Below are 19,556 nucleotides of genomic sequence, written 5' to 3'. Positions count from 1 at the left end.
TCCGCGGGCGCGGTGGTGGGTGCTGGGTCTATGCAAGCGGTCGCCACCGACACAACGTCGCGGGGACGACGGGCGCCGGCACGGTGGGTCGCGCAGCATGGTGGGGGTGCGGGGGGTGGTGGAACGAGGTGGTGCGCCCGGCAGGCAGCTTCCCCACTACCTGCCGGGCGGTCTGGGGTCAGCCGGTGGGCTGAGGGAGACGCGGCTCGGCAGGCTCGACCAGCGCGTGGTCGGCGTGCATCGAGGCGATCTCCTTGATGAAGTCGTCGGCCGACTCGAACGCGCGGTAGACGCTGGCGAAGCGGAGGTAGGCGACCTCGTCGAGGGCCCGGAGCGGGCCGAGGATGGCCAGGCCGACCTCGTGGGCCTCGATCTCGGCGGCGCCGGTGAGGCGCAGCGCGTCCTCGACCTCCTGGCCGAGGCAGGCCAGCTGCGCGTCGGTGACCGGGCGGCCCTTGCAGGCCTTGCGGACGCCGGCCACGGCCTTGTCGCGCGTGAACGGCTCGCTGGCGCCCGAGCGCTTGAGCACCGTGAGCTGCATGAGCTCGACCGTGGTGAAGCGGCGCTCGCAGGCGGCGCAGGTGCGCCGTCGTCGGATGGAGCCGCCGTCGTCGGCGACGCGGGAGTCGATCACCTTCGTGTCGGTGCCACGGCAGTAGGGACAGTGCACGAAGATGCTCCTCTCGGTCGTCGTCGGGGCGCGGCTCGCAGACCCGGAGGGGCCTGTGGATATCTGGCGATGTCCTGGGGAGAACACCGGACGAGGTGTGGGTCTTCCGCGATCTGGTGTGAACTAGATGTGGATAACTACACCGTTGTAAGTACTAGATGTTGTGGTGACAGTACGCCGTCGGCACAACGGTGCGCAAGCCGAACCGGCGATTGCGTGCGGTCACTTCTGACGGGGCGGCAAACCCGCAGGTCAGGGGCCCGGGTCAGGTCGCGGAACGGCGTGTCGGACCGGCGATCTCGGCCAGGTCGCGCCACCACGAGAGCCGGTTCGGGCGGCCGTCGTAGTCGTGTCGGCGGTTCGCGCCGCTCACCCCCGGCAGCACGAAGACCTGCGCCTCGGCGACGTAGAGATCGGCCGGTCCGAGCGACCCCGGACGACGCGCGCCGAGCGCCCGCGCCGCCTCCTGGGCGACCGTCTTCGACGTGAACGCCAGCCAGTCCGGCTGCCACACCGCTACCTTCTGGGCGAGCGCGTCGATCTCGACCCACCGCGGGTCCCGGTGGCCCACGAGGTCGGTGAGGCCCAGACCGAGCCCGGCCACGAGGTGGTCCTCGTCGGGACGCAGCAGCCGGGGCGACAGCCCGCTCAGGTGCAGCGACTCCCAGAAGCTGTTGCCGGGTGTCTCGTAGTAGTGGTCGCGCTCGCGCGTGCTGTCGGCGCCCGCGAGCCCGCAGAACACGACGCGGGGCTCGGGGCCGACGATGTCGGGCAGCACCTGCACGGCGTCCAGCCTCGCGCGCCGGAGCCGGACGACGCCCACCCCCTCAGGTGGGGCCGGGCCGCGGTGCGCGCACCAGACTCACCTGCGTGGGTGAGCTGACCGACCTCCGCGGCGCGCTCGGGCTGGCCGTCATCGTCGGCCTCGCGTGGGCCCCGTCGAAGGACCGCCGCGGCGTCGCCTGGCGCACCGTCTCGGTGGCCCTGCTGCTCCAGGTCGGGTTCGCGGTGCTGGTGCTGCGATGGGGGCCGGGCGAGCGCGCGCTCGGCTGGGTCTCCGACCGCGTCGAGTCGCTGATCGGCTACGCCAACGAGGGCACCGCCTTCGTCTTCGGCCCGCTGCTCGACGTCGGCGGCGAGAACCAGACGATCTTCGCGCTGCAGGTGCTGCCGGTGATCATCTTCCTCGGCGCGCTCATCGGCCTGCTGTACTACCTGCGCGTCGTCCAGTGGACGACGTACCTGGTCGGCGGGGCGCTCTCGCGGGTGCTCGGCGTCGGCAAGGTCGAGTCGCTCTATGCCGGGACCGTCGTCTTCCTGGGGATGAGCGAGGCCCCGCTGATGGTGCAGGGCTACCTCGTCCGGCTGCGGCGGGGCCAGCTGTTCACCGTGATGACCGCGGGCTTCGCGGCCGCGGCGGGCTCGACCCTGGTCGGCTACTCGTTGCTCGGCGCGCCGCTGGAGTACCTGCTGGCGGCCACGGTGATGAACGCGCCGGCCTCCCTGCTGGTGGCCAAGCTGATGTGGCCCGACGGCGTCGTCGAGGACGACGAACCCGAGATCGATCAGGACGCCGACGCCCTCGACGTGCGCGAGGTGCGCGACGAGGAGTCCGCGAACGTGATCGACGCCCTTGGCCGTGGCGCGATGGCCGGCGGCCGGATCGCCATCACGGTGGGCGCGCTGCTCATCGCCTTCGCGGCCGTGATCGCTCTCGCCAACGGCATCCTCGGCGGGGTCGGCGGCTGGTGGGGCGACGACGACCTCACCTTCGAGCAGCTGCTCGGCTGGGCGCTCGCGCCGGTGGCCTGGTTGCTCGGCGTGCCGTGGTCGGAGGCGGTCGACGCCGGGTCGTGGATCGGGCAGAAGACCGTGCTCAACGAGTTCGTCGCCTACGCCGACTTCGGGCCGCAGGTCGGCGACGTCTCGCCGGTCACGGTGGCCGTGGTGACCTTCGCGCTGGCCGGCTTCGCGAACTTCTCCTCGATCGCGATCCAGATCGGGGCGCTCGGCAGCCTGGTGCCGCAGCGTCGTGCCGAGATCGCGCGGCTCGGGCTGCGCGCCCTGCTGGCCGGCAGCCTGGCCAACCTGGCCAACGCCGCGGTGGCGGGCGTGGTCGTCGGGTTCTGATCCGGCCCAGACCGCCATCAGGAACAATGAGGTGGTGGCCCAGGGAAAGCGCGCCGGTGCGCGGCAGAAGCGACGGTTCCGACCGGTGCTCCTGGCGCTCGCCCTCGGCGTCACCGGCTCGCTGGTCGCGTGGGGCTACCTGGTCTGGGCCGCGATCGACTTCGGCAGCGACGCCCGGTCCGGCGACGACCGCGCCTGGGGCTTCCTGGGCCTGGCCGGGGCCGGCGCCGTCGCCTGCCTGTTCCTCGCCCTCGTCCTCGTCGCCCGGATCACCCGGGCGCTCGGCATCACCCAGGCACCACCGTCGCGGCAGCCCTCGTCGTCGGCCTCGTCGTCGACGTCGCCCCCGTCGACGCCCGGCGGACGACGCGCGTCGCGCTGAGCCCGCGGCGCCGGGAGTTTCACCGAAACGCGTGACCTCGCGGCCACCCCGTTCTAGGGTCGGCCCAACCACGGCGAGGTGAGCGCATGAGCACGAAGTACGACGTCCGCGTGACCGAGGCGACCGCCTCCGCCACGACGTTCACGACGATCTGCTCGTGCTCGTGCGGCTGGCAGGGCCGGGCCGAGGCCGACCGCGAGCCGGTCGCGCTCGCCGAGGCCGCTCGCGAGCGGGTCGATCACCTGCTCGAGGCCCACCCGAAGCAGGCTCCGTCGGCGTTCTTCCGCCCCCGGGCGGCGGCCCGCTACCGCCACCCGCGCTCGGTGAGCGTCGCCACCCAGCACGGCCGGCGCTGGTCGCGCTACGCCGCCTGCGCGTGCGGCTGGACGGCGACCGTGCGGGCCGGCTCACCGGCGGGCGCCGCGCGGGTCGCTCGGGCCCGTCACGGCGAGCACGTGCAGCTGCAGACCGGCCGGACGCCGTGGCGTGACTACCTCGTGATGGTGTTCGTCGTGCTGGTCGTCGCGGGCGTGCTGGCCGGGCTCGCCATCGTGGCCGTCTCGGCCGCCGGGGGTGACCCGACCGACGTCGGGAATCTCCAGGACCTGCTGGGCTGACGCGCGCCTCGCGCGGCCCGACAACACCGGAAGGGCTACCGGGCGCGCGAGCTGTCTTCCCTCAGCTCTGCGCCCGGTAGCCCTCGGTGGGGTTCGCCCGTCGGGGTCGAGGCGACGGGCGAAGTCTGCGGTTCAGCTGGCCGGGACCTCGAGCTCCTGGCCGGCCTGGAGCACCTTGGTGTCGAGACCGTTGAGGTCGACGAGGTGCTCGAGGGTGTCGCGGACGTCGTCGCCGTCGGAGACGCTGGAGGCGATGCTCCACAGCGTCTGGCCCGGCTCGACGACGATCGTGGTGGTCTGCTCGGCCTCGCTGGTGGCCATCGAGCCGCTCGCGAGGGCGACACCGACGGCGATGACGGCGAGGAAGGCGAGCACGAAGACCACCAGGCGGCCGCGTCGGGTCAGACGGTAGACCGGGACGTGGGTGGGGTGGACGGTGCTCATGGTGATGCCTCCTGGGGAAGTGGTGCGTTCTTCGCTGGACCAGGTCTAGGGGCTACCCCCGACACAATCAGCGGAGTTCGAACACATGAGCGAGACTAGATCAGGTGTTCGAACGGACGCAACCCTCAGGCGAACATTTGTTCTAACGGGACGCCGACGGCCCGACCGGACGGTCGGGTGAGCGCGCGAGGCGACCTACAGGTAGAGCCCGGCGGCCTCGTCGCCGAGACGGTCGGCGGCCACGGCGTGCACGTCGCGCTCGCGCATGACGACGTAGGTCTCGCCGTTGACCTCGACCTCGGCCTTGTCGTCGGGGTCGAACAGCACGCGGTCGCCCACCTCGACGGCGCGCGCGTGCGGCCCGACGGCGGCGACGCGGGCCCAGGCGAGGCGACGGGCGCCCATGGCCGCGGTGGCCGGGATGACGATGCCGCCGCTGGAGCGGCGCTCGCCGGCGTCGGCGTCGACCTCGCACAGGACGCGGTCGTGCAGCATCTTGATCGGCTGCTTGTCAGCCATGCGACGTCCTGCCGCTCAGTCGGTGCGGGTCAGGCGGCGCAGCACGAGGATCACCACGACGGTGCCGACGACGCCACCCACGGTCTTGAGGATGTTGTCGGTGCGCGGCTCGCCGGTCTCGGCGTCGACGTAGTGGCCCTTGATGGCGGCCACCTCGCGCCCGACGATCGTCTTGGGGTTCGACCGGTGGAGCAGCTGGTCGATCGTGGCCGCCAGTCGCTCGCGGGTCTCCTCGATCTCGCGCTCGAGGTCGGACAGCTCGTTGGTCACCGGGGCAGGGTATCGGACCGGATGGAGGTCGGGTCGAAGCCCCAGGGCAGCTCGAGCCGGTGGGCCCGCATCAGGGCGTCGTCGGTGAGCACGTCGTAGGTGCGTCCGTCAGCCACCACGTGCCCGTCGCCGAGCACGACCGAGCGCGGGCACAGCTCGAGCGCGAACGGCAGGTCGTGGGTGACCATGAGCACCGTGACGTCGAGCGAGCGCAGGATGTCGGCGAGCTCGCGCCGCGAGGCGGGGTCGAGGTTGGAGGTCGGCTCGTCGAGCACCAGCACCTCCGGCTCCATCGCCAGCACGGTGGCCACGGCGACCCGGCGTCGCTGACCGAACGAGAGGTGGTGCGGCGGCCGGTCGGCGAGCTCGGCCATGCCGACCTGCTCGAGCGCCGCCATGACCCGGGCCTCGAGCGCCGGCCCGCGCAGGCCGAGATTGGCCGGGCCGAACCCGACGTCGGCGCGCACGGAGCCCATGAAGAGCTGGTCGTCGGGGTCCTGGAAGACGATGCCGACCCGGCGGCGCACCTCGGCGAGGTGCTGCTTGCCGACCGGCAGCCCGCTCACCGACACGGTGCCGCGCCCGGCGGTGAGGATGCCGTTGAGGTGCAGCACGAGGGTCGTCTTGCCGGCACCGTTGGGCCCGAGCAGCGCGACCCGCTCGCCGGCGTGCACCTGCAGGTCGACGCCGAACAGCGCCTGGTGCCCGTCGGGGTAGGCGTAGGCGAGGCCCCGGACGTCGAGCACGGGCGCCCCGGGCGGCACGGGCCGGTCCGGCGTGGTCACTCGGGCAGCCGCCCGGTGTAGCCGCGCGACAGCATCGCGAGGTGCACGCGCTCGCCCCGCTCGAACGAGCGGATGAACAGGGCACCGAACGAGCGCGCCAGCACCGGCCAGTGCGTGGGGTTGCGGGCCGAGAACCCCCGCGACTCACGGGCGATCCGCATGCGTCGCAGCTCGTCGGTGACCACCTCGAGGTAGCGGATCATGAAGCCCATGATCTGCACGAGCAGGTCGGGCACGCGCAGCCGCGTGAGACCGCGCAGCAGCTCCTGCGCCGTGGTGGTGGCGGCGAGGGTCAGGCCGGCGACGACGCCGAGGGTCACGGTGACCAGCAGCTTGGCGCCGGCGTGCAGTCCGGACTCGCTGACCGTGAGGCCGAGGAACGTGGTGTCGGGGCCGTGGGCGATGAACGGCAGCAGCAGCGCGAAGACGACGAACGGCGTCTCGACGACCATCCGGCGCGCGAGGTAGCCGAGCGGCACCCGGCTCACCAGCACGACCCCGAGCAGGGCCACGGCGTAGCCGCTCAGCCACCAGCCGAGCGGGGTGGCGACCACGGCCAGCATGAACAGCACCAGCGCGACCACCTTGAGGTGCGCGGGCGCGCGGTGCACCGGCGAGTGACCGTGCCAGTGCAGCTGGTGGCCGTGGGCGGCACCCACGACGTCAGGCGTCCTGGGTCTCGCGGGCGTCGTCCGGCGTCGGACGGCGGCGCAGGGCCAGGGTCAGCCCGGTGCCGGCAGCCAGGACGACGAGTACCCCGACCACGCCGGCGAACCCGCCGCTGAGCCGGTCGTCGTCGTCGACGAAGCTCGCGCCGTAGCCGGCGAAGGGGCTGTCGGCCGCGCCGTGGTCGGTCTCGGTGTCGGCGAAGCCGTGGTCCTCGGAGACCTTCGTGAGGCCGTCGGGGGTGCTGGCGGCGTAGAAGCTCACGACGCCGGCGAGCACGAGCGAGACGAGCAGGATGCCGACGGCGACGGCGCGGGTGGAGACGTTCTTCATGCGCCCGCCCCCGCCGTGCGGACCTCGAGCTCGCGTGCGGCGAGCACCGGCCGCGCACCGTGCACCAGGTCGGGCCGGACGGCGATCACGCTGCCGACCGCGAGGAAGGTGATGACGCCCTCGCCGATGCCGATGAGCACGTGGACGCCGACCATCGCGCCGGTGAGCGTGCCGAGCGGGACGTCGGCCGTGCCGCCGACGGCGTACAGGCTAACGAAGACGAGCGAGGCGACCGGCACGCTGACGAACGCGCCGAGTCCGGCCGCGACGGGCACCATCGCCGTCGTCTTCGGCAGCACCGCCTGCAGGGCCCGGAAGACGCCCCAGCCGACGGCGACGGTGGTGACGCCCATGAGCACGATGTTGGTGCCGAGCGCGGTGATGCCGCCGTCGGCGAACAGCAGCGCCTGCACGATGAACACGACGCTGGTGGCGAGCACCCCGGTCCAGGGACCGACGAGCACCGCGGCGATCGCGCCGCCCATGAGGTGGCCGCTGGTGCCCCCGGCGACGGGGAAGTTCAGCATCTGCGTGGCGAAGACGAAGGCTGCCACGAGCCCGGCGAGCGGGGCCGTGCGGTCGTCGAGCTCGGCGCGCGCCTTGCGCAGCGACACCCCGACGGCGGCGACGGCGACGACACCGGTCGCGATCGACGTCGGTGCGTCGAGGAATCCGTCGGGTACGTGCATGGGGCGGGCCTCGCGCTCAGTAGGTTGACTGCGCCGGGACGGGCCCGACCGACTCAGTATGTTCCTGCAAGTCTGTCGCAACAACTGCCCACCCGGAACTGCCGACCCCGCCCCCGGACAGGAGCCCCCGATGAGCACCCGCCTCTCCCCCGGCGACACCGCCCCCGCCTTCACCCTCACCGACGACACCGGAGCCCAGGTGTCGCTGTCCGACCTCACCGCCGGCGGGCAGCGGGTCGTCGTCTACTTCTACCCGGCCGCAATGACGCCCGGCTGCACCAAGCAGGCCTGCGACTTCAGCGACTCGCTCGACTCGCTGCGCGCCGCCGGCCTCGAGGTGGTGGGCATCTCCCCCGACAAGCCGGAGAAGCTCGCGACGTTCCGCGAGAAGGACGGCCTGACGATCCGCCTGCTCTCCGACCCGAAGAAGGCCGTGCTGCGCGAGTGGGGCGCGTTCGGGGAGAAGAAGCTCTACGGCAAGGTCGTCGAGGGCGTCATCCGCTCGACCTTCGTGGTCGACGGCGACGGCCGGATCGAGGTCGCGCAGTACAACGTGAAGGCCACCGGTCACGTCGCCAAGCTGCGGCGCGACCTCGGGCTCGACTGAGGTCCCGAACCGCTCGACCACCGGGGCTGGGATGATGGCCCCGAGCCGGAGTGGTGGAACTGGCAGACACGCAGGTTTTAGGTACCTGTGCCCTAGGGCGTAGGGGTTCGAGTCCCCTCTCCGGCACCCTGACCGCCATACTTGGGGCGTGAGTGACCAGAGCCCGTGGGGCGCACCTCCGCCCAGCACCCCCTACGGGCCGCCGCAGCCTCCCCCGCAGCAGCCCCTGACGCCCTACCCCCAGTCCGGCGGCGGCGGCTACGGCCCGCCCAGCCCGTACGGGTCCTCCGGCGGCCCGGGCGACCGGCCGCCGCGGAAGAAGACCGGGTTGATCATCGGCATCGTGCTCGCCGTGGTCGTGGTCGTGGCGGCGTTCGTCGTCACCATCGTGGTCACCTCCGGCGGCGACGACGACCCCGACGAGGCGGGCACCAGCGAGACCGGCAGCCCGACCGACGACCCGTCGTCCGACCCGACCGCGAGTGAGCCGACCTCCGACCCCACCTCCGACCCCACCTCCGACCCGACCGACGAGCCGACCGGCCCGCAGGAGGGCACGTTCGTGGGCGAGGGCTACCAGCTCGACATCCCCACCGGGTGGGCCGACGTCACCGCCGAGGCCGCCGACATCCCCAACGCCCAGTACGTCGACGCGATCATCGTGCTCGGCTCGTCGCTCGAGCTGTCCCAGAGCAACGTGATCATCGAGGCCCTGAGCGCCGGCGCCGCCGACGAGCCCGGCGACCTCGAGAACCTCTGGAAGCGCAACCTCGCCAGCTCCGACAACCCGACGATCACCGACAACGACGGCACCACCATCGACGGCGAGCGCGCGATCGGCGTCACGATCGACGGCCGCACCAACGCGGGCGGCATCGCGATCACCCAGCTGTGCTACCTCGTGCTGCACGACGGACGGCAGTACTCCATCGGGCTCACGTTCCCGAAGGAGAACGACGACGTCTCCCAGAGCGACTTCGAGGCGATGCTGTCGAGCTGGACCTGGACGTCGTAGCGGGTCCTGACGGGCTCAGGCGAGCAGGCCCGGCAGGTCGGGGGCGAGGGCCCGCAACGCCAGCCCGCGGTGGCTGATCGCGTCCTTCTCGGCGCGGTCGAGCTCGGCCGTGGTCACCCCGGGGCGGGCGTCGGCGACGAACAGCACGTCGTAGCCGAAGCCGCCGTCGCCGCGCACCTCGCGGATCACGGTGCCGGGCATCCGCCCCTCGACGACGTGCTCGCGACCGTCGGGGCGGACGACGGCGATCGCGCACGTGAAGTGCGCCGTGCGCCGCTCGTCGGGGACGTCGGCGAGCTGGTCGAGCAGCAGCCGGTTGTTGCGGGCGTCGTCCTTCGGCGGGCCCGACCAGCGGGCCGAGAGGACGCCGGGCATGCCGTTGAGCGCGTCGACGCACAGGCCGCTGTCGTCGGCGATGGTCGGCAGACCGGTGGCCGCCGCGCCGGCGCGGGCCTTGAGCAGCGCGTTGCCCTCGAAGGTCGGGGCGTCCTCGACGGGTTCGGGGTAGTCGTCGACGTCGTCGAGGCCGAGCACCCGGACGCCGGGCACGTGCTCGGCGAGGATGCGCTCCATCTCGGCGATCTTCTTGGCGTTGCGCGACGCCAGGTGGAGGTCGGGCACGCTCAGGCTCCCAGCGCGACCCGCTGCAGCTCGGTCAGGTCGGCGCAGCCCTTCTCGGCGAGGGTGAGCAGCGCGTCGAGCTCACGGCGGTCGAAGGCCGCGCCCTCGGCGGTGCCCTGCACCTCGACGTAGGAGCCGGCGCCGGTCATCACGACGTTCATGTCGGTCTCGGCGCGGACGTCCTCGACGTAGGGCAGGTCGAGGCGCGGGGCGCCGTCGATGATGCCGACCGAGACGGCGGCGACCGAGCCGGTGAGCGCGCCCGAGACGCCCAGCGAGGCACAGGCGTCGACGAGGGCGACGTAGGCGCCGGTGATGGCCGCGGTGCGGGTGCCGCCGTCGGCCTGGAGCACGTCGCAGTCGAGCTGGATGGTGTTCTCGCCCATGGCCTCGTAGTCGATGACGGCGCGCAGCGAGCGGCCGATGAGGCGGCTGATCTCGTGGGTGCGACCGCCGATGCGGCCCTTGACCGACTCGCGGTCGGAACGGGTGTGGGTGGAGGCCGGCAGCATCGAGTACTCGGCCGTCACCCAGCCGAGGCCGGAGCCCTTGCGCCACCGCGGCACGCCCTCGGACGCCGACGCCGCGCACAGCACGCGCGTCTTGCCGAACTCGACGAGCACCGAGCCCGCCGCGTGGTCGAGCCAGTTCCGGGTGATGGTGACCGGGCGCAGCTCGTCGTCGGCGCGGCCGTCCTCGCGTGTGCTCATGCGACCGACCTTAGGGCGTGGCCAGCTCGGCCCGACGCACGACCACCCTGGCCGCTCCCCGTCGGGGGCGGCCAGGGCGCGACGTGTCGGTCACCGGCGGGCGACGAGCGGGTCACTTCACCTCGGCCCGCATCACGCGCACCCACCCGGCGACGAACGGGAGCACGACCCAGATGAGCGCGGTGACGCCGATCTGCGCGTACTGCTCGCCGCTGAGCGAGAAGTCACCGTTGAACAGCGGCATGAGCGCGGTGTTGAAGTCGAGCCACGGCCCGCTGCCGTCGAGCGCCGGCACCGTGCTGAAGACGATGTTCGAGGCGATCGGCAGCACGAAGAACGCCACGATGGCGGCCGGCGTGTTGAGCAGGATCAGGCCGAAGCTGAGGCCCTGGAGGATCGTGAGGAGCTGCAGGGCCAGGAAGAGCGCGAACACGGTGACCGACAGCCCCTCGAAGCCGCCGTCGGCCCCGCCGACCGCCGTCACCAGTGCGGCGACCACGATGGCACCGACGAAGGCGACGGTGGCCAGCAGCAACGCCGCGATCACCTTCGCGCCGATCACCTTCGTGCGGGAGGGCACGAGCGCGAACGTGACCATCGCGGTGCGCTGGCTCCACTCGCTCGTGATCAGCAGGATGCCGAGCACCGGGAGCAGGAAGCCCTGCGGGGTGGCCGCGAACCCGACGAAGTTCTCGAAGATGCGCTCGTCGGCGTCGGCGATCGCGTAGAACAGCACCATGGCCGCGGCGGTGAGGCCGAGGATGGCCCCGACCAGCCACCGGCCGGCGCGGGTGTTGACGGTCTTGCGGAGCTCGACGGACACCACCCGGGTGAAGGGCACCTGCGGGGTGCCGCTGGTGTCGAGGGTGCGCTTGGGGGCGGCGGTGGTGGTGCTCATGCGGCATCTCCTGTCGTGACCTGCTCGCGCTGGGTGTCGGAGGTGAGCTCGAGGAAGAGGTCCTCGAGACCGGCGGCGCCGTTGCGCAGCTCGGTGAGGACGACCTGGTGCTCGAGGGCGAGGCGGCCGACGTCGGCCGTGGTGGCGGCGATGCGGAACCCGTCGCCCTCGGGCCGGGCGTCGAGGCCGGCGCGCTGGACGGCGCGCCACAGCGCGTCGCTGTCGTCGGCGGCGGCGATCGTACTCGCCTGCCCGTTGCCGGCGAGCAGCGACTGTTTGTCGCCCTGGGCGACGATGCGGCCGCGGCCGATGAGCACCATCTCGTCGGCGATCTGCTCCACCTCGTGCAGCAGGTGGCTCGACAGGAGCACCGTGCCGCCGCGACGGGCGTAGCCCTTGAGCAGGTCGCGCATCCAGCGGATGCCGGCCGGGTCGAGGCCGTTGGCCGGCTCGTCGAGGATCAGCACCTCCGGGTCGCCGAGCAGTGCGTGCGCGAGGCCCAGCCGCTGCTTCATGCCGAGGGAGTAGTTGCGCATCTTGCGCTTGGCCTCGGAGTCGGTGAGCGAGACCATCTCGAGCATCTCGTCGACGCGGGAGTGCGGCAGCCCCATGGTGCGGGCGCCGACCTCGAGGATCTCGCGGCCGCTGCGGCCGGCGTGCTGGGCGCTCGCGTCGAGCAGCACGCCGACGTGGCGGCCCGGGTTGGGGATGTCGGCGTAGGCGAGGCCGCCGATGGTGACCGTGCCGCGGCTGGACGGCGTCAGGCCGACCATGATCCGCATGGTGGTGGTCTTGCCGGCACCGTTCGGTCCGAGGAAGCCGGTGACGCGGCCCGGCTCGCAGCTGAAGGTGACGTCGTCGACGGCGGTGAACCCGCCGTAGGTCCGGGTCAGCCCGTTGACTTCGATCATGGCCCCAGCCTGGTCGCGCGGACGTCGCGGCACATCGGACGGCGGGCTGCACCTGCGCGACCATCGGATGACCCGGCCACGACCGCCGGACGATGTCGGACGACGTCGGCGTCCCTACAGTGGTCGGGTGCCAGAGGTGGGCCGGCCGAGCCCGGACGAGTACCAGCCACAGCTGCGCTGGTGGGGCCACGCCTGGCGGCTCGTCGTCGCGCTGCTGCTGAGCGGCATCGTGTGGCTCACGATCGCCGATCGACAGACCGATCTCCGTTTCGTGGTCGACTTCGCCCTCGGCCTCCCGGCGATCGGGCTGGTCTTCTGGCGCCGGCGCTGGCCGCTGGCGATCGCGTTCACCCTGCAGGCGCTCGCGACGTTCTCCTCGCTCGCCGCCGGTCCGGCGACCCTCGCCGCCGTCTCGCTGGCCACCAGGCGAAACTGGTGGCAGGTCGTCGGCATCGCCGCCTTCGGCCTCGCCTCGGCGGAGGTCTTCGCCGAGCTGAACCCGATGAACGACGCCGGGCCGTGGTGGGTCGACTTCGCCGGCAACGTCGTCGTCATCGCCGGCACGATGGCCTGGGGTATGTACATCGGCTCCCGGCGCGAGCTGCTGTGGCAGCTGCGGGCCCGCGCCGAGCGGGCCGAGGCCGAGCAGGAGCTGCGGGCGGGGCAGTCGCGCCTCGAGGAGCGCAGCCGCATCGCCCGCGAGATGCACGACGTCCTCGCGCACCGCATCTCGCAGATCTCCATGCGGGCCGGGGCCCTGAGCTATCGCGAGGACCTGTCGGCCGAGGAGGTCCGGGAGGGCGTCGTCGTCATCCGCGACGCCGCCAACCAGGCCCTCACCGACCTGCGCGGCGTGCTGGGCGTGCTGCGCGACGGCGAGGTCGGCGCCGAGCACGCGCCGCAACCCACCTACGCCGACCTCGGCGAGCTCGTCGAGGAGGCGCGCCGCCACGGCATGCGCGTGCAGTACGCCGACGAGGTCGCCGACGAGCCCGTGCCCGACGCGACCGGACGAGCGCTCTACCGGGTGGTGCAGGAGGGCCTGACCAACGCCCGCAAGCACGCGCCCGGCGCCGAGGTCGAGGTCGAGCTGCACGGCACGCCCGACGACGGCATCGAGGTCGTGCTCACCAACCCGCTCGGCTTCGGGCCGACGACGACCCCGGGCTCCGGGCTCGGCCTGATCGGCCTCGCCGAGCGCGCGCACCTGCGCGGCGGACGCATCGAGCACGGCGCGTCCCGGGGCTCCTTCGTGCTGCGCGCGTGGCTACCGTGGTCGCCATGACGGCCACGACGAAGGTGCTGCTCGTCGACGACGACCCGCTGGTGCGATCGGCGCTGCGGCTGATGCTCGGCGGTCACGACGACCTCGAGGTCGTCGGTGAGGCGGTCGACGGGCGCGACGGCGTCCAGCAGGCCGGTCAGCTCTCCCCCGACGTCGTCCTGATGGACATCCGGATGCCGCGGCTCAACGGCCTCGAGGCCACCCGGGCCCTGCTCGCCGCGCCGCAGCCGCCGAAGGTGATCGTGCTGACCACCTTCGACGCCGACGAGCACGTCGTCGAGGCCCTGGCCGTCGGCGCCGACGGCTTCCTGCTCAAGGACACCCCGCCGCCCGAGATCGTCGCCGCGATCCGCAAGGTCGCCGACGGCGACCCGATGCTCTCGCCGTCGGTGACCCGCACGCTCATCGACCGGCTCCGCAACGGTGACGACGACCGCGTCGCGGCGGCCGAGAAGCTGCTCGCGACCCTCACCGAGCGTGAGCGCGACGTCGCCCTCGCCGTCGGGCGCGGCCTGTCGAACGCCGAGATCGCCGCCGAGCTGCACCTGTCGGTGCCGACCGTGAAGACGCACGTGTCGCGGGTCTTCGACAAGCTCGGCGTCACCAACCGCGTGCAGATCGCGATCTGCGTGCACGACGCCGGGCTGGACTAGCGACGCGGACGGCGCTCGCGCCGGCCCGCGTCGCTGAGGGTGGTCGAGCGAGCCGTCGCCGGGGGCGAGCTCGCTCGCACCCCGGCGGACCGGCGTGCCGAGACCGACGACGCGGACGGCGCTTGCGCGGGACTCCCCGGTCGGGTTCGCGAGATCGGCTGCGGTGGTCTCGACGCGCTCGCGCGGGTTCGTTCCTCACCCGCGTCGCTTGCTCGACCTTCGCCCGCCACGGCCCTCCGCTCGTCCCTCGCGGCGCGCCTGCGGGCTCACTTCACCTCGGCGCGGAGGATGCGCGTCATGCCGAGCCCGAGCGGGAGCGCGACCCAGACCAGCAGGGCGACGAGCAGCTCGGCCCAGTCGCGACCTGAGCTGAGCTCGCCGAAGACCGCCGGGTTGAGGGCGGCCTGCAGGTTGAGGAAGCGGCCGACGGGCTGGAAGTCGGTCCAGAACGCGCCGACGATGCCGAACACCGTGGGCGCGCCGTAGAGCACGGCGAAGAAGGCCACGATGGCGCCGGGGGTGTTGAGGATGAGCGTGGCGAGGGCGAACCCGATGACGACCGCGACCATCTCGAACAGCAGGAGGCCGAAGAACTGGCCCGGGCCGAACGACCACTCGACCGTGTCGCGGGTCAGGCCGAGCAGGCCGGCGCAGGCGAGCGCGACCACGAACAGCACGACCACGAAGCCGAGCGAGAGCATCACCCCGGCCGCGAGCTTGGCGTAGACGACGAGGAGCCGGCGCGGCTCGGTGGCGAAGGTGACCACGGCGGTGCGCTGGCTCCACTCGCTGGTGACCTGCATGATCAGCAGCACCGCGAGCAGCGGTTGCAGCACGAACGCCGCCCCGACCGTGAAGTCGACGAACCGGAAGCCGGAGTCGCCGGTGGCGAGCCCGACGATCAGCACGAAGCCGTCCACGATGATCAGCAGGACGGCGATCGCGACGATCAGCCAGAAGCCGGACAGGGTGTCGAGCGACTTGCGCACCTCGACCCTGACCAGGCGGGCGAAGGAGATCCGTGCGGTCTGGCTGATGTCGATGTAGTCGTTGCCGACCGGCGGCAGGCCCTGCTGCGGCCCGGACGGCGGGCCCGACGGCGGGCCGGCGTACGGCGGCGGTGCGGGGTGGCTCATCGGGGACCTCCGTAGGCCGGCGGGGGCGGGAAGCCACCGGGCGGCGGCTGAGGGGGCGACTGGTACGGCGGGGGTCCGCCGGCGTGCGGCCGGTAGCCGGCGGGCGGCCCCTGCTCGCGTTGGGTGGACGACGTCAGCTCGAGGAAGAGGTCCTCCAGGCCGCCCTCGACCGAGCGCAGGTCGGTGAGCACGATCTGGTGCTCGGCCGCGGCCCGGCCGACCTCGACCGCCTCGGAGGCGACGGTCAGGGCCTCGGGCCCGGGGGTGACCGTGAGTCCCTTCTCGCGCAGCACCGAGGCGAGCCGGTCGTTGTCGAGCGAGACGACGGTCGTGGTGGCCTGCTTCTGTCGGCGTCCGGACTCGAGGAGCGACTTCTTGTCGCCCTGGGCGACGATGCGCCCGTGGCCGATGAGGATCATCTCGTCGGCGATCTGCTCGACCTCGTGCAGCAGGTGGCTGGAGAGCAGCACGGTGCCGCCGCGGTCGGCGTAGCCCTTGAGCAGCCCGCGCATCCAGCGGATGCCGGCCGGGTCGAGCCCGTTGGCGGGCTCGTCGAGGATCAGCACCTGGGGGTCGCCGAGGAGCGCGTGGGCGATGCCGAGGCGCTGCTTCATGCCGAGCGAGTAGTGGCGCAGGCGGCGTCCGGCCTCGTCGGGGGTGAGCGAGACGAGGTGCAGCATCTCGTCGACGCGCGACGACGGCAGGCCCATGGCGGTGGCGCCGATCGTGAGGATCTCGCGGCCGGTGCGGCCGCCGTGCTGCGCGCTCGCGTCGAGCAGGACGCCGACGTGCCGGCCGGGGTTGCGCAGGTCGACGTAGCGGTGCCCGCCGATGGTCGCGTGACCACGGGTGGGCGGGGTGAGACCGACCATGATCCGCATCGTGGTGGTCTTGCCGGCGCCGTTGGGGCCGAGGAAGCCGGTCACGCGGCCGGAGCGGCAGCGGAAGCTGACGTCGTCGACGGCGGTGAACCCGCCGTAGGTGCGGGTGAGCCCCTCGACCGTGATCATGGGCGCCACTCTGCCCTACCGGGTCCGTCGGGCGCCGGGGTCCACGCCGGGGCGCGGCGCCTTACTGCGCGGGGGCGGAGAGGTCGACGGTGCCGGCGTCGGGCACCGGCGCGTAGGCGTCGGCGTCGGGGACGGCGGGCGCCTCGGCGGGCGGGGCGACGACGCGCTCGGAGACGAGGTCGGGGATGCCGATCGGCTTGGTCCCGGCGCCGGCGCCCACCTGGGTCGCGGCGACGAGGGCGGCGGCAGCGACCGCCGCGCCGGCGGCGGCGAGGGAGAGGCGTCGGGAGACCGTCATGGTGCGCATCGTAGAGCACCGCGGCCGGGCGAGGGCGGCGCTCAGAGCTCGTAGGTCGCGCCGCTGACGGCCAGCTCGACCGGCCCGGAGAACGAGGTGCGGGCCTCGGCCAGGATCGCGTCGCGGTCGAACCACGGGGGCACGTGGGTGACCACGAGCCGCCCGGACCGTGCCCGCGCCGCCGTGGCCCCCGCCTCGACCCCGGTGAGGTGGATGCCCGGCGGGTTGTCGTCGACGTCGCGGAACGACGCCTCGCACAGGAACAGCCGCACGTCGGCGGCGACCTTGTCGACGCCGTCGCAGGCGGCGGTGTCGCCGCTGTAGCCGAGCGTCGACCGGCCGGCGGTGATCCGGAGCCCGTAGGCCTCGACCGGGTGCTCGACCGGGATCGGCACGATCGAGAACGGGCCGACGGTGAACGGCCCGGCGTACTCGGTGAAGGCGAACACGTCGCTCATGCCGTCGCCGTCGGGCAGGCCGTAGGCGTCGCGCATGCGGGCCGCGACGCCGGTGGGTCCGTAGACCGGGATGCGCGGTTGCTGGCCCGACGGGTGGTACTTGCGCAGCACGTAGAACCCGCACAGGTCGCTGCAGTGGTCGGGGTGCAGGTGGCTGAACAGCACGGCGTCGACCTCGAGGGCGTCGACGTGCTGCTGCAGGACGCCGAGGGAGCCGTTGCCGAGGTCGAGCAGGATGCGCCACGTGCGCACCTCGTCGCCGTCGTGGACGTCGGCCTCGACCAGGTAGCAGCTGGCCGGGGAGTCCGGGCCGGGGTAGGAGCCCGAGCAACCGATGATCGTGAGACGCACTACCGAAGACCCCCTGCGTGTGTCGAGACGCGTGGTGCAGACTCTCGCACGCGGGGCTCCGACGCGTCGCCGCGAGCGGGCGAGCCCGGACCGGTGAACTGGCTGGCGGCGACCATCTCGGGGCCGAGGAACCGGCGTCCGATCGTCTCGAACTCGACCGGTGAGCCCGTGGTGACGAACCGGTAGGTCGGCTCGCCCGAGCCCCGCATGAGGCCGGTGTCGGCGAGCATCCGGTAGACGTCCTTGGCGCACTCCTCGGCGCTGCTGACGAGCGTGACGTCGTCGCCCATCACGTAGGAGATGACGCCGGTCAGCAGCGGGTAGTGGGTGCAGCCGAGGATGAGGGTGTCGACGCCGGTGGAGACGAGCGGGTCGAGGTAGCGGTGCGCGTCGGCGAGCAGGTCGTCGCCGGCGGTGACGCCGGACTCGACGAAGTCGACGAAGCTGGGGCAGGCCTGCGTGTGCAGGTCGACCGAGGGGACGGCGGCGAAGGCGTCGTCGTAGGCCCGCGACTCGGCCGTGGCCGAGGTGCAGATGACGCCGACCCGACCGGTGTGGGTGGCGGCCACGGCGCGGCGCGCGGCGGGCAGGATCACCTCGACGACGGGCACGTCGTAGCGCTCGCGCGCATCGCGCAGCATCGCGGCACTGGCGGAGTTGCAGGCGATGACGATCGCCTTGACGCCCTGGTGCACGAGGTGGTCCAGGCACTCGAGGGCGTACTCGCGCACCTCGGCGATGGGCTTGGGGCCGTAGGGCTGCCGCGCGGTGTCGCCGACGTAGAGCAGCGACTCGTGCGGCAGCTGGTCGATCACCGACCGGGCGACGGTGAGTCCGCCGAAACCGGAGTCGAAGATGCCGATGGGGGCGTCGCGGGAACCGAGGTCGGCGGAGGGCCACCGAGGCTGCGTCGACGCGGTCACGAGACCCAACCGTACGGCGTCCGACAGGTGACGTGCAGGCGGACGTTCGTGATCTGCACTACCAGCGGCTGCCGTCGCGCCTAGGCTGGTGCCGTGTTCTCGGGTCGCGCCACGCGCACGCTGCTCGCCGCCGTCGCCACCGCCGCGGTCGTGGCGACGACGATGGCCGTCGCGTCGTCCACCGACGGAGGCCCGTCGGCCACGATCGCGCCCCGCCGGCTCGGCCCCGACACCGACCCGCAGGTGCTCGCGATCTCCCTCGACGGCCTCAACCCCGACGCCCTGCGCCGGCTCGGTCGCCGTGGCGCCCCGCACCTGTGGCGATTGTTCGACGAGGGCGCCGGCACGCTGAACGCCCGCTCCGAGTACGAGCAGACCGTCACCCTGCCCAACCACACCGGCATGGTCACCGGACGCCGCATCGACCGTGGCCACGGCGGCCACGGCGTCACCTGGAACGACGACCGGCTCCGCCCGCGCACCGTGCAGCGGGCTGCCCACCACGGGGTCTCGTCGGTCTTCGCCCGCGTCGACCGCGGCGGCGGCTCCGCCGCGGTGTTCTCGACCAAGCAGAAGTTCTCGCTCTTCCAGCGCAGCTGGCCCACCGGCGTCGACCGCTCGGTCATCAGTTTCGACGACGACGCCGGCGTCACCGCCGCGGCCCGCGCCGACCTCGTCGCCCGCGACCGCGCCTTCACGCTGCTGCACCTCGGCGCCGCCGACAAGGCCGGCCACGCCGCCGGCTGGATGTCGTCGTCCTACCTCGCGGCCGTGCGCCGGCTCGACGGGCTCGTCGGCGACGTGCTCGCCGACGCCGAGCGCGACCCGGCGCTCGCCGACCTCACCATCATCGTGACCGCCGACCACGGCGGCGTCCCGGGCTCGAGGGACCACGGCCAGAGACGGCGTCCGGCCAACTACACGGTGCCGTTCGTCGTGTGGGGACCAGGCATCGAACGGGCCGACCTCTACGCCATCAACCCCGGGTACCGCGACCCCGGCCGCTCCCGCCCCGGCCTCACCGGCCAGCAGCCGGTCCGCAACGGCGACGTCGCCAACCTCGCGCTGGGCCTCCTCGGCCTCCGCCCGGTCCCGGGCAGCCTGTTCGGCGTGCGACGGCCGCTGCGCGTCGTCGCCGGCTGACCGGGTCCGGTCCGGACCCACGCACGGCCGGG

Annotated in this window: 26 protein-coding genes and 1 tRNA gene; 9 read left to right on the top strand and 18 right to left on the bottom strand. The window is 72.9% G+C overall.

Annotation, left to right across the window (positions count from 1 at the left end; translation table 11 throughout):
* Positions 1-178: 178 nt before the first annotated feature.
* Together nrdR and ABFT23_RS06975 are read right to left on the bottom strand one after the other, a co-directional pair.
* Entirely contained in the window at positions 179-670 is a 492-nt protein-coding gene (gene nrdR / locus ABFT23_RS06980) for a transcriptional regulator NrdR (RefSeq protein ID WP_347893623.1), read from the bottom strand.
* A gap of 265 nt (positions 671-935) precedes the next feature.
* Positions 936-1,454: a mismatch-specific DNA-glycosylase gene (locus tag ABFT23_RS06975; protein WP_347893621.1), complete on the bottom strand. Its 519-nt coding sequence runs from the start codon at positions 1,452-1,454 to the stop codon at positions 936-938.
* Between the two features lie 86 nt (positions 1,455-1,540).
* Here ABFT23_RS06975 and ABFT23_RS06970 point away from each other — a divergent pair, with 86 nt between their 5' ends.
* The 3 genes from ABFT23_RS06970 to ABFT23_RS06960 all read left to right on the top strand — a co-directional run bounded on the left by ABFT23_RS06970 (position 1,541) and on the right by ABFT23_RS06960 (position 3,799).
* Positions 1,541-2,800, top strand: coding sequence for a NupC/NupG family nucleoside CNT transporter (locus ABFT23_RS06970; protein ID WP_347893619.1), 1,260 nt, complete (start codon positions 1,541-1,543; stop codon positions 2,798-2,800).
* A 34-nt stretch (positions 2,801-2,834) separates the two neighbouring features.
* Positions 2,835-3,182 carry a hypothetical protein gene (locus tag ABFT23_RS06965; protein ID WP_347893617.1) on the top strand — a complete coding sequence of 116 codons (348 nt, stop codon included), beginning with the start codon at positions 2,835-2,837 and terminating at the stop codon, positions 3,180-3,182.
* Positions 3,183-3,268: 86 nt separating this feature from the next.
* Positions 3,269-3,799, top strand: a complete 531-nt coding sequence (locus ABFT23_RS06960; protein WP_347893615.1) for a hypothetical protein — start codon at positions 3,269-3,271, stop codon at positions 3,797-3,799.
* A 132-nt stretch (positions 3,800-3,931) separates the two neighbouring features.
* Here ABFT23_RS06960 and ABFT23_RS06955 read toward each other — a convergent pair whose 3' ends face one another.
* From ABFT23_RS06955 to ABFT23_RS06925, 7 genes are all read right to left on the bottom strand, one after another.
* Entirely contained in the window at positions 3,932-4,243 is a 312-nt protein-coding gene (locus tag ABFT23_RS06955) for a LysM peptidoglycan-binding domain-containing protein (RefSeq protein ID WP_347893613.1), read from the bottom strand.
* A 195-nt stretch (positions 4,244-4,438) separates the two neighbouring features.
* Positions 4,439-4,762 carry a GroES family chaperonin gene (locus ABFT23_RS06950; protein ID WP_347893611.1) on the bottom strand — a complete coding sequence of 108 codons (324 nt, stop codon included), beginning with the start codon at positions 4,760-4,762 and terminating at the stop codon, positions 4,439-4,441.
* Positions 4,763-4,777: 15 nt separating this feature from the next.
* Positions 4,778-5,032: a DUF3618 domain-containing protein gene (locus ABFT23_RS06945; protein WP_347893609.1), complete on the bottom strand. Its 255-nt coding sequence runs from the start codon at positions 5,030-5,032 to the stop codon at positions 4,778-4,780.
* A complete protein-coding gene (locus ABFT23_RS06940) occupies positions 5,029-5,817 on the bottom strand; it encodes an energy-coupling factor ABC transporter ATP-binding protein (protein ID WP_347893608.1) in 789 nt (262 codons plus the stop codon). Before ABFT23_RS06940 ends, ABFT23_RS06945 begins: the two co-directional genes overlap by 4 nt.
* Complete coding sequence (gene cbiQ, locus ABFT23_RS06935; protein WP_347893606.1) at positions 5,814-6,476, bottom strand: cobalt ECF transporter T component CbiQ; 663 nt, start codon at positions 6,474-6,476, stop codon at positions 5,814-5,816. The genes ABFT23_RS06940 and cbiQ overlap by 4 nt, the downstream gene beginning before the upstream one ends.
* 4 nt (positions 6,477-6,480) lie before the next feature.
* A complete protein-coding gene (locus tag ABFT23_RS06930) occupies positions 6,481-6,816 on the bottom strand; it encodes a PDGLE domain-containing protein (protein WP_347893604.1) in 336 nt (111 codons plus the stop codon).
* A complete protein-coding gene (locus ABFT23_RS06925; protein ID WP_347893602.1) occupies positions 6,813-7,505 on the bottom strand; it encodes an energy-coupling factor ABC transporter permease in 693 nt (230 codons plus the stop codon). Before ABFT23_RS06925 ends, ABFT23_RS06930 begins: the two co-directional genes overlap by 4 nt.
* Positions 7,506-7,635: 130 nt before the next feature.
* On the opposite strand from ABFT23_RS06925, the gene bcp reads away from it, so the two are divergent.
* The 3 genes from bcp to ABFT23_RS06910 all read left to right on the top strand — a co-directional run bounded on the left by bcp (position 7,636) and on the right by ABFT23_RS06910 (position 9,127).
* A complete protein-coding gene (gene bcp, locus ABFT23_RS06920; RefSeq protein WP_347893600.1) occupies positions 7,636-8,112 on the top strand; it encodes a thioredoxin-dependent thiol peroxidase in 477 nt (158 codons plus the stop codon).
* Positions 8,113-8,156: 44 nt separating this feature from the next.
* Positions 8,157-8,238 (top strand) — tRNA-Leu (locus ABFT23_RS06915).
* Positions 8,239-8,260: 22 nt separating this feature from the next.
* On the top strand, positions 8,261-9,127 hold the full coding sequence (locus tag ABFT23_RS06910) for a hypothetical protein (RefSeq protein WP_347893598.1): 867 nt from the start codon (positions 8,261-8,263) through the stop codon (positions 9,125-9,127).
* Positions 9,128-9,142: 15 nt separating this feature from the next.
* On the opposite strand, the gene rdgB is transcribed toward ABFT23_RS06910, so the two are convergent.
* The 4 genes from rdgB to ABFT23_RS06890 form a co-directional block, all read right to left on the bottom strand.
* Complete coding sequence (rdgB, locus tag ABFT23_RS06905) at positions 9,143-9,748, bottom strand: RdgB/HAM1 family non-canonical purine NTP pyrophosphatase (RefSeq protein WP_347893596.1); 606 nt, start codon at positions 9,746-9,748, stop codon at positions 9,143-9,145.
* 2 nt (positions 9,749-9,750) lie between these two features.
* Complete coding sequence (gene rph / locus ABFT23_RS06900) at positions 9,751-10,458, bottom strand: ribonuclease PH (RefSeq protein ID WP_347893594.1); 708 nt, start codon at positions 10,456-10,458, stop codon at positions 9,751-9,753.
* Between the two features lie 112 nt (positions 10,459-10,570).
* Positions 10,571-11,356: an ABC transporter permease gene (locus ABFT23_RS06895; RefSeq protein ID WP_347893592.1), complete on the bottom strand. Its 786-nt coding sequence runs from the start codon at positions 11,354-11,356 to the stop codon at positions 10,571-10,573.
* A complete protein-coding gene (locus ABFT23_RS06890; protein ID WP_347893590.1) occupies positions 11,353-12,267 on the bottom strand; it encodes an ABC transporter ATP-binding protein in 915 nt (304 codons plus the stop codon). The genes ABFT23_RS06895 and ABFT23_RS06890 overlap by 4 nt, the downstream gene beginning before the upstream one ends.
* A gap of 127 nt (positions 12,268-12,394) precedes the next feature.
* Between ABFT23_RS06890 and ABFT23_RS06885 the strand changes: the two genes are divergently transcribed.
* Both ABFT23_RS06885 and ABFT23_RS06880 read left to right on the top strand, forming a co-directional pair.
* Positions 12,395-13,552 (top strand): sensor histidine kinase, encoded by a 1,158-nt coding sequence (locus ABFT23_RS06885; RefSeq protein WP_347893589.1) that lies wholly within the window; start codon positions 12,395-12,397, stop codon positions 13,550-13,552.
* On the top strand, positions 13,549-14,205 hold the full coding sequence (locus ABFT23_RS06880; RefSeq protein WP_347893587.1) for a response regulator transcription factor: 657 nt from the start codon (positions 13,549-13,551) through the stop codon (positions 14,203-14,205). The genes ABFT23_RS06885 and ABFT23_RS06880 overlap by 4 nt, the downstream gene beginning before the upstream one ends.
* Positions 14,206-14,471: 266 nt before the next feature.
* Here the strand turns inward: ABFT23_RS06880 and ABFT23_RS06875 are convergent, their stop codons facing one another.
* The 5 genes from ABFT23_RS06875 to murI form a co-directional block, all read right to left on the bottom strand.
* Positions 14,472-15,341, bottom strand: a complete 870-nt coding sequence (locus ABFT23_RS06875; RefSeq protein WP_347893585.1) for an ABC transporter permease — start codon at positions 15,339-15,341, stop codon at positions 14,472-14,474.
* Complete coding sequence (locus ABFT23_RS06870; protein ID WP_347893583.1) at positions 15,338-16,351, bottom strand: ABC transporter ATP-binding protein; 1,014 nt, start codon at positions 16,349-16,351, stop codon at positions 15,338-15,340. Before ABFT23_RS06870 ends, ABFT23_RS06875 begins: the two co-directional genes overlap by 4 nt.
* 61 nt (positions 16,352-16,412) lie before the next feature.
* A complete protein-coding gene (locus tag ABFT23_RS06865) occupies positions 16,413-16,649 on the bottom strand; it encodes a hypothetical protein (protein WP_347893581.1) in 237 nt (78 codons plus the stop codon).
* Between the two features lie 41 nt (positions 16,650-16,690).
* Positions 16,691-17,458, bottom strand: coding sequence for an MBL fold metallo-hydrolase (locus tag ABFT23_RS06860; protein ID WP_347893579.1), 768 nt, complete (start codon positions 17,456-17,458; stop codon positions 16,691-16,693).
* Positions 17,458-18,381 (bottom strand): glutamate racemase, encoded by a 924-nt coding sequence (murI, locus tag ABFT23_RS06855; protein WP_347893577.1) that lies wholly within the window; start codon positions 18,379-18,381, stop codon positions 17,458-17,460. The genes ABFT23_RS06860 and murI overlap by 1 nt, the downstream gene beginning before the upstream one ends.
* 93 nt (positions 18,382-18,474) lie before the next feature.
* Between murI and ABFT23_RS06850 the strand changes: the two genes are divergently transcribed.
* Positions 18,475-19,524: an alkaline phosphatase family protein gene (locus ABFT23_RS06850; RefSeq protein ID WP_347893576.1), complete on the top strand. Its 1,050-nt coding sequence runs from the start codon at positions 18,475-18,477 to the stop codon at positions 19,522-19,524.
* Positions 19,525-19,556 lie beyond the last annotated feature (32 nt).

This window comes from Nocardioides secundeburneus, from assembly GCF_039939255.1.
In the GTDB taxonomy this organism is placed as follows: Bacteria; Actinomycetota; Actinomycetes; order Propionibacteriales; family Nocardioidaceae; genus Nocardioides.
This window is presented reverse-complemented; position numbering and strand designations above follow the sequence as displayed.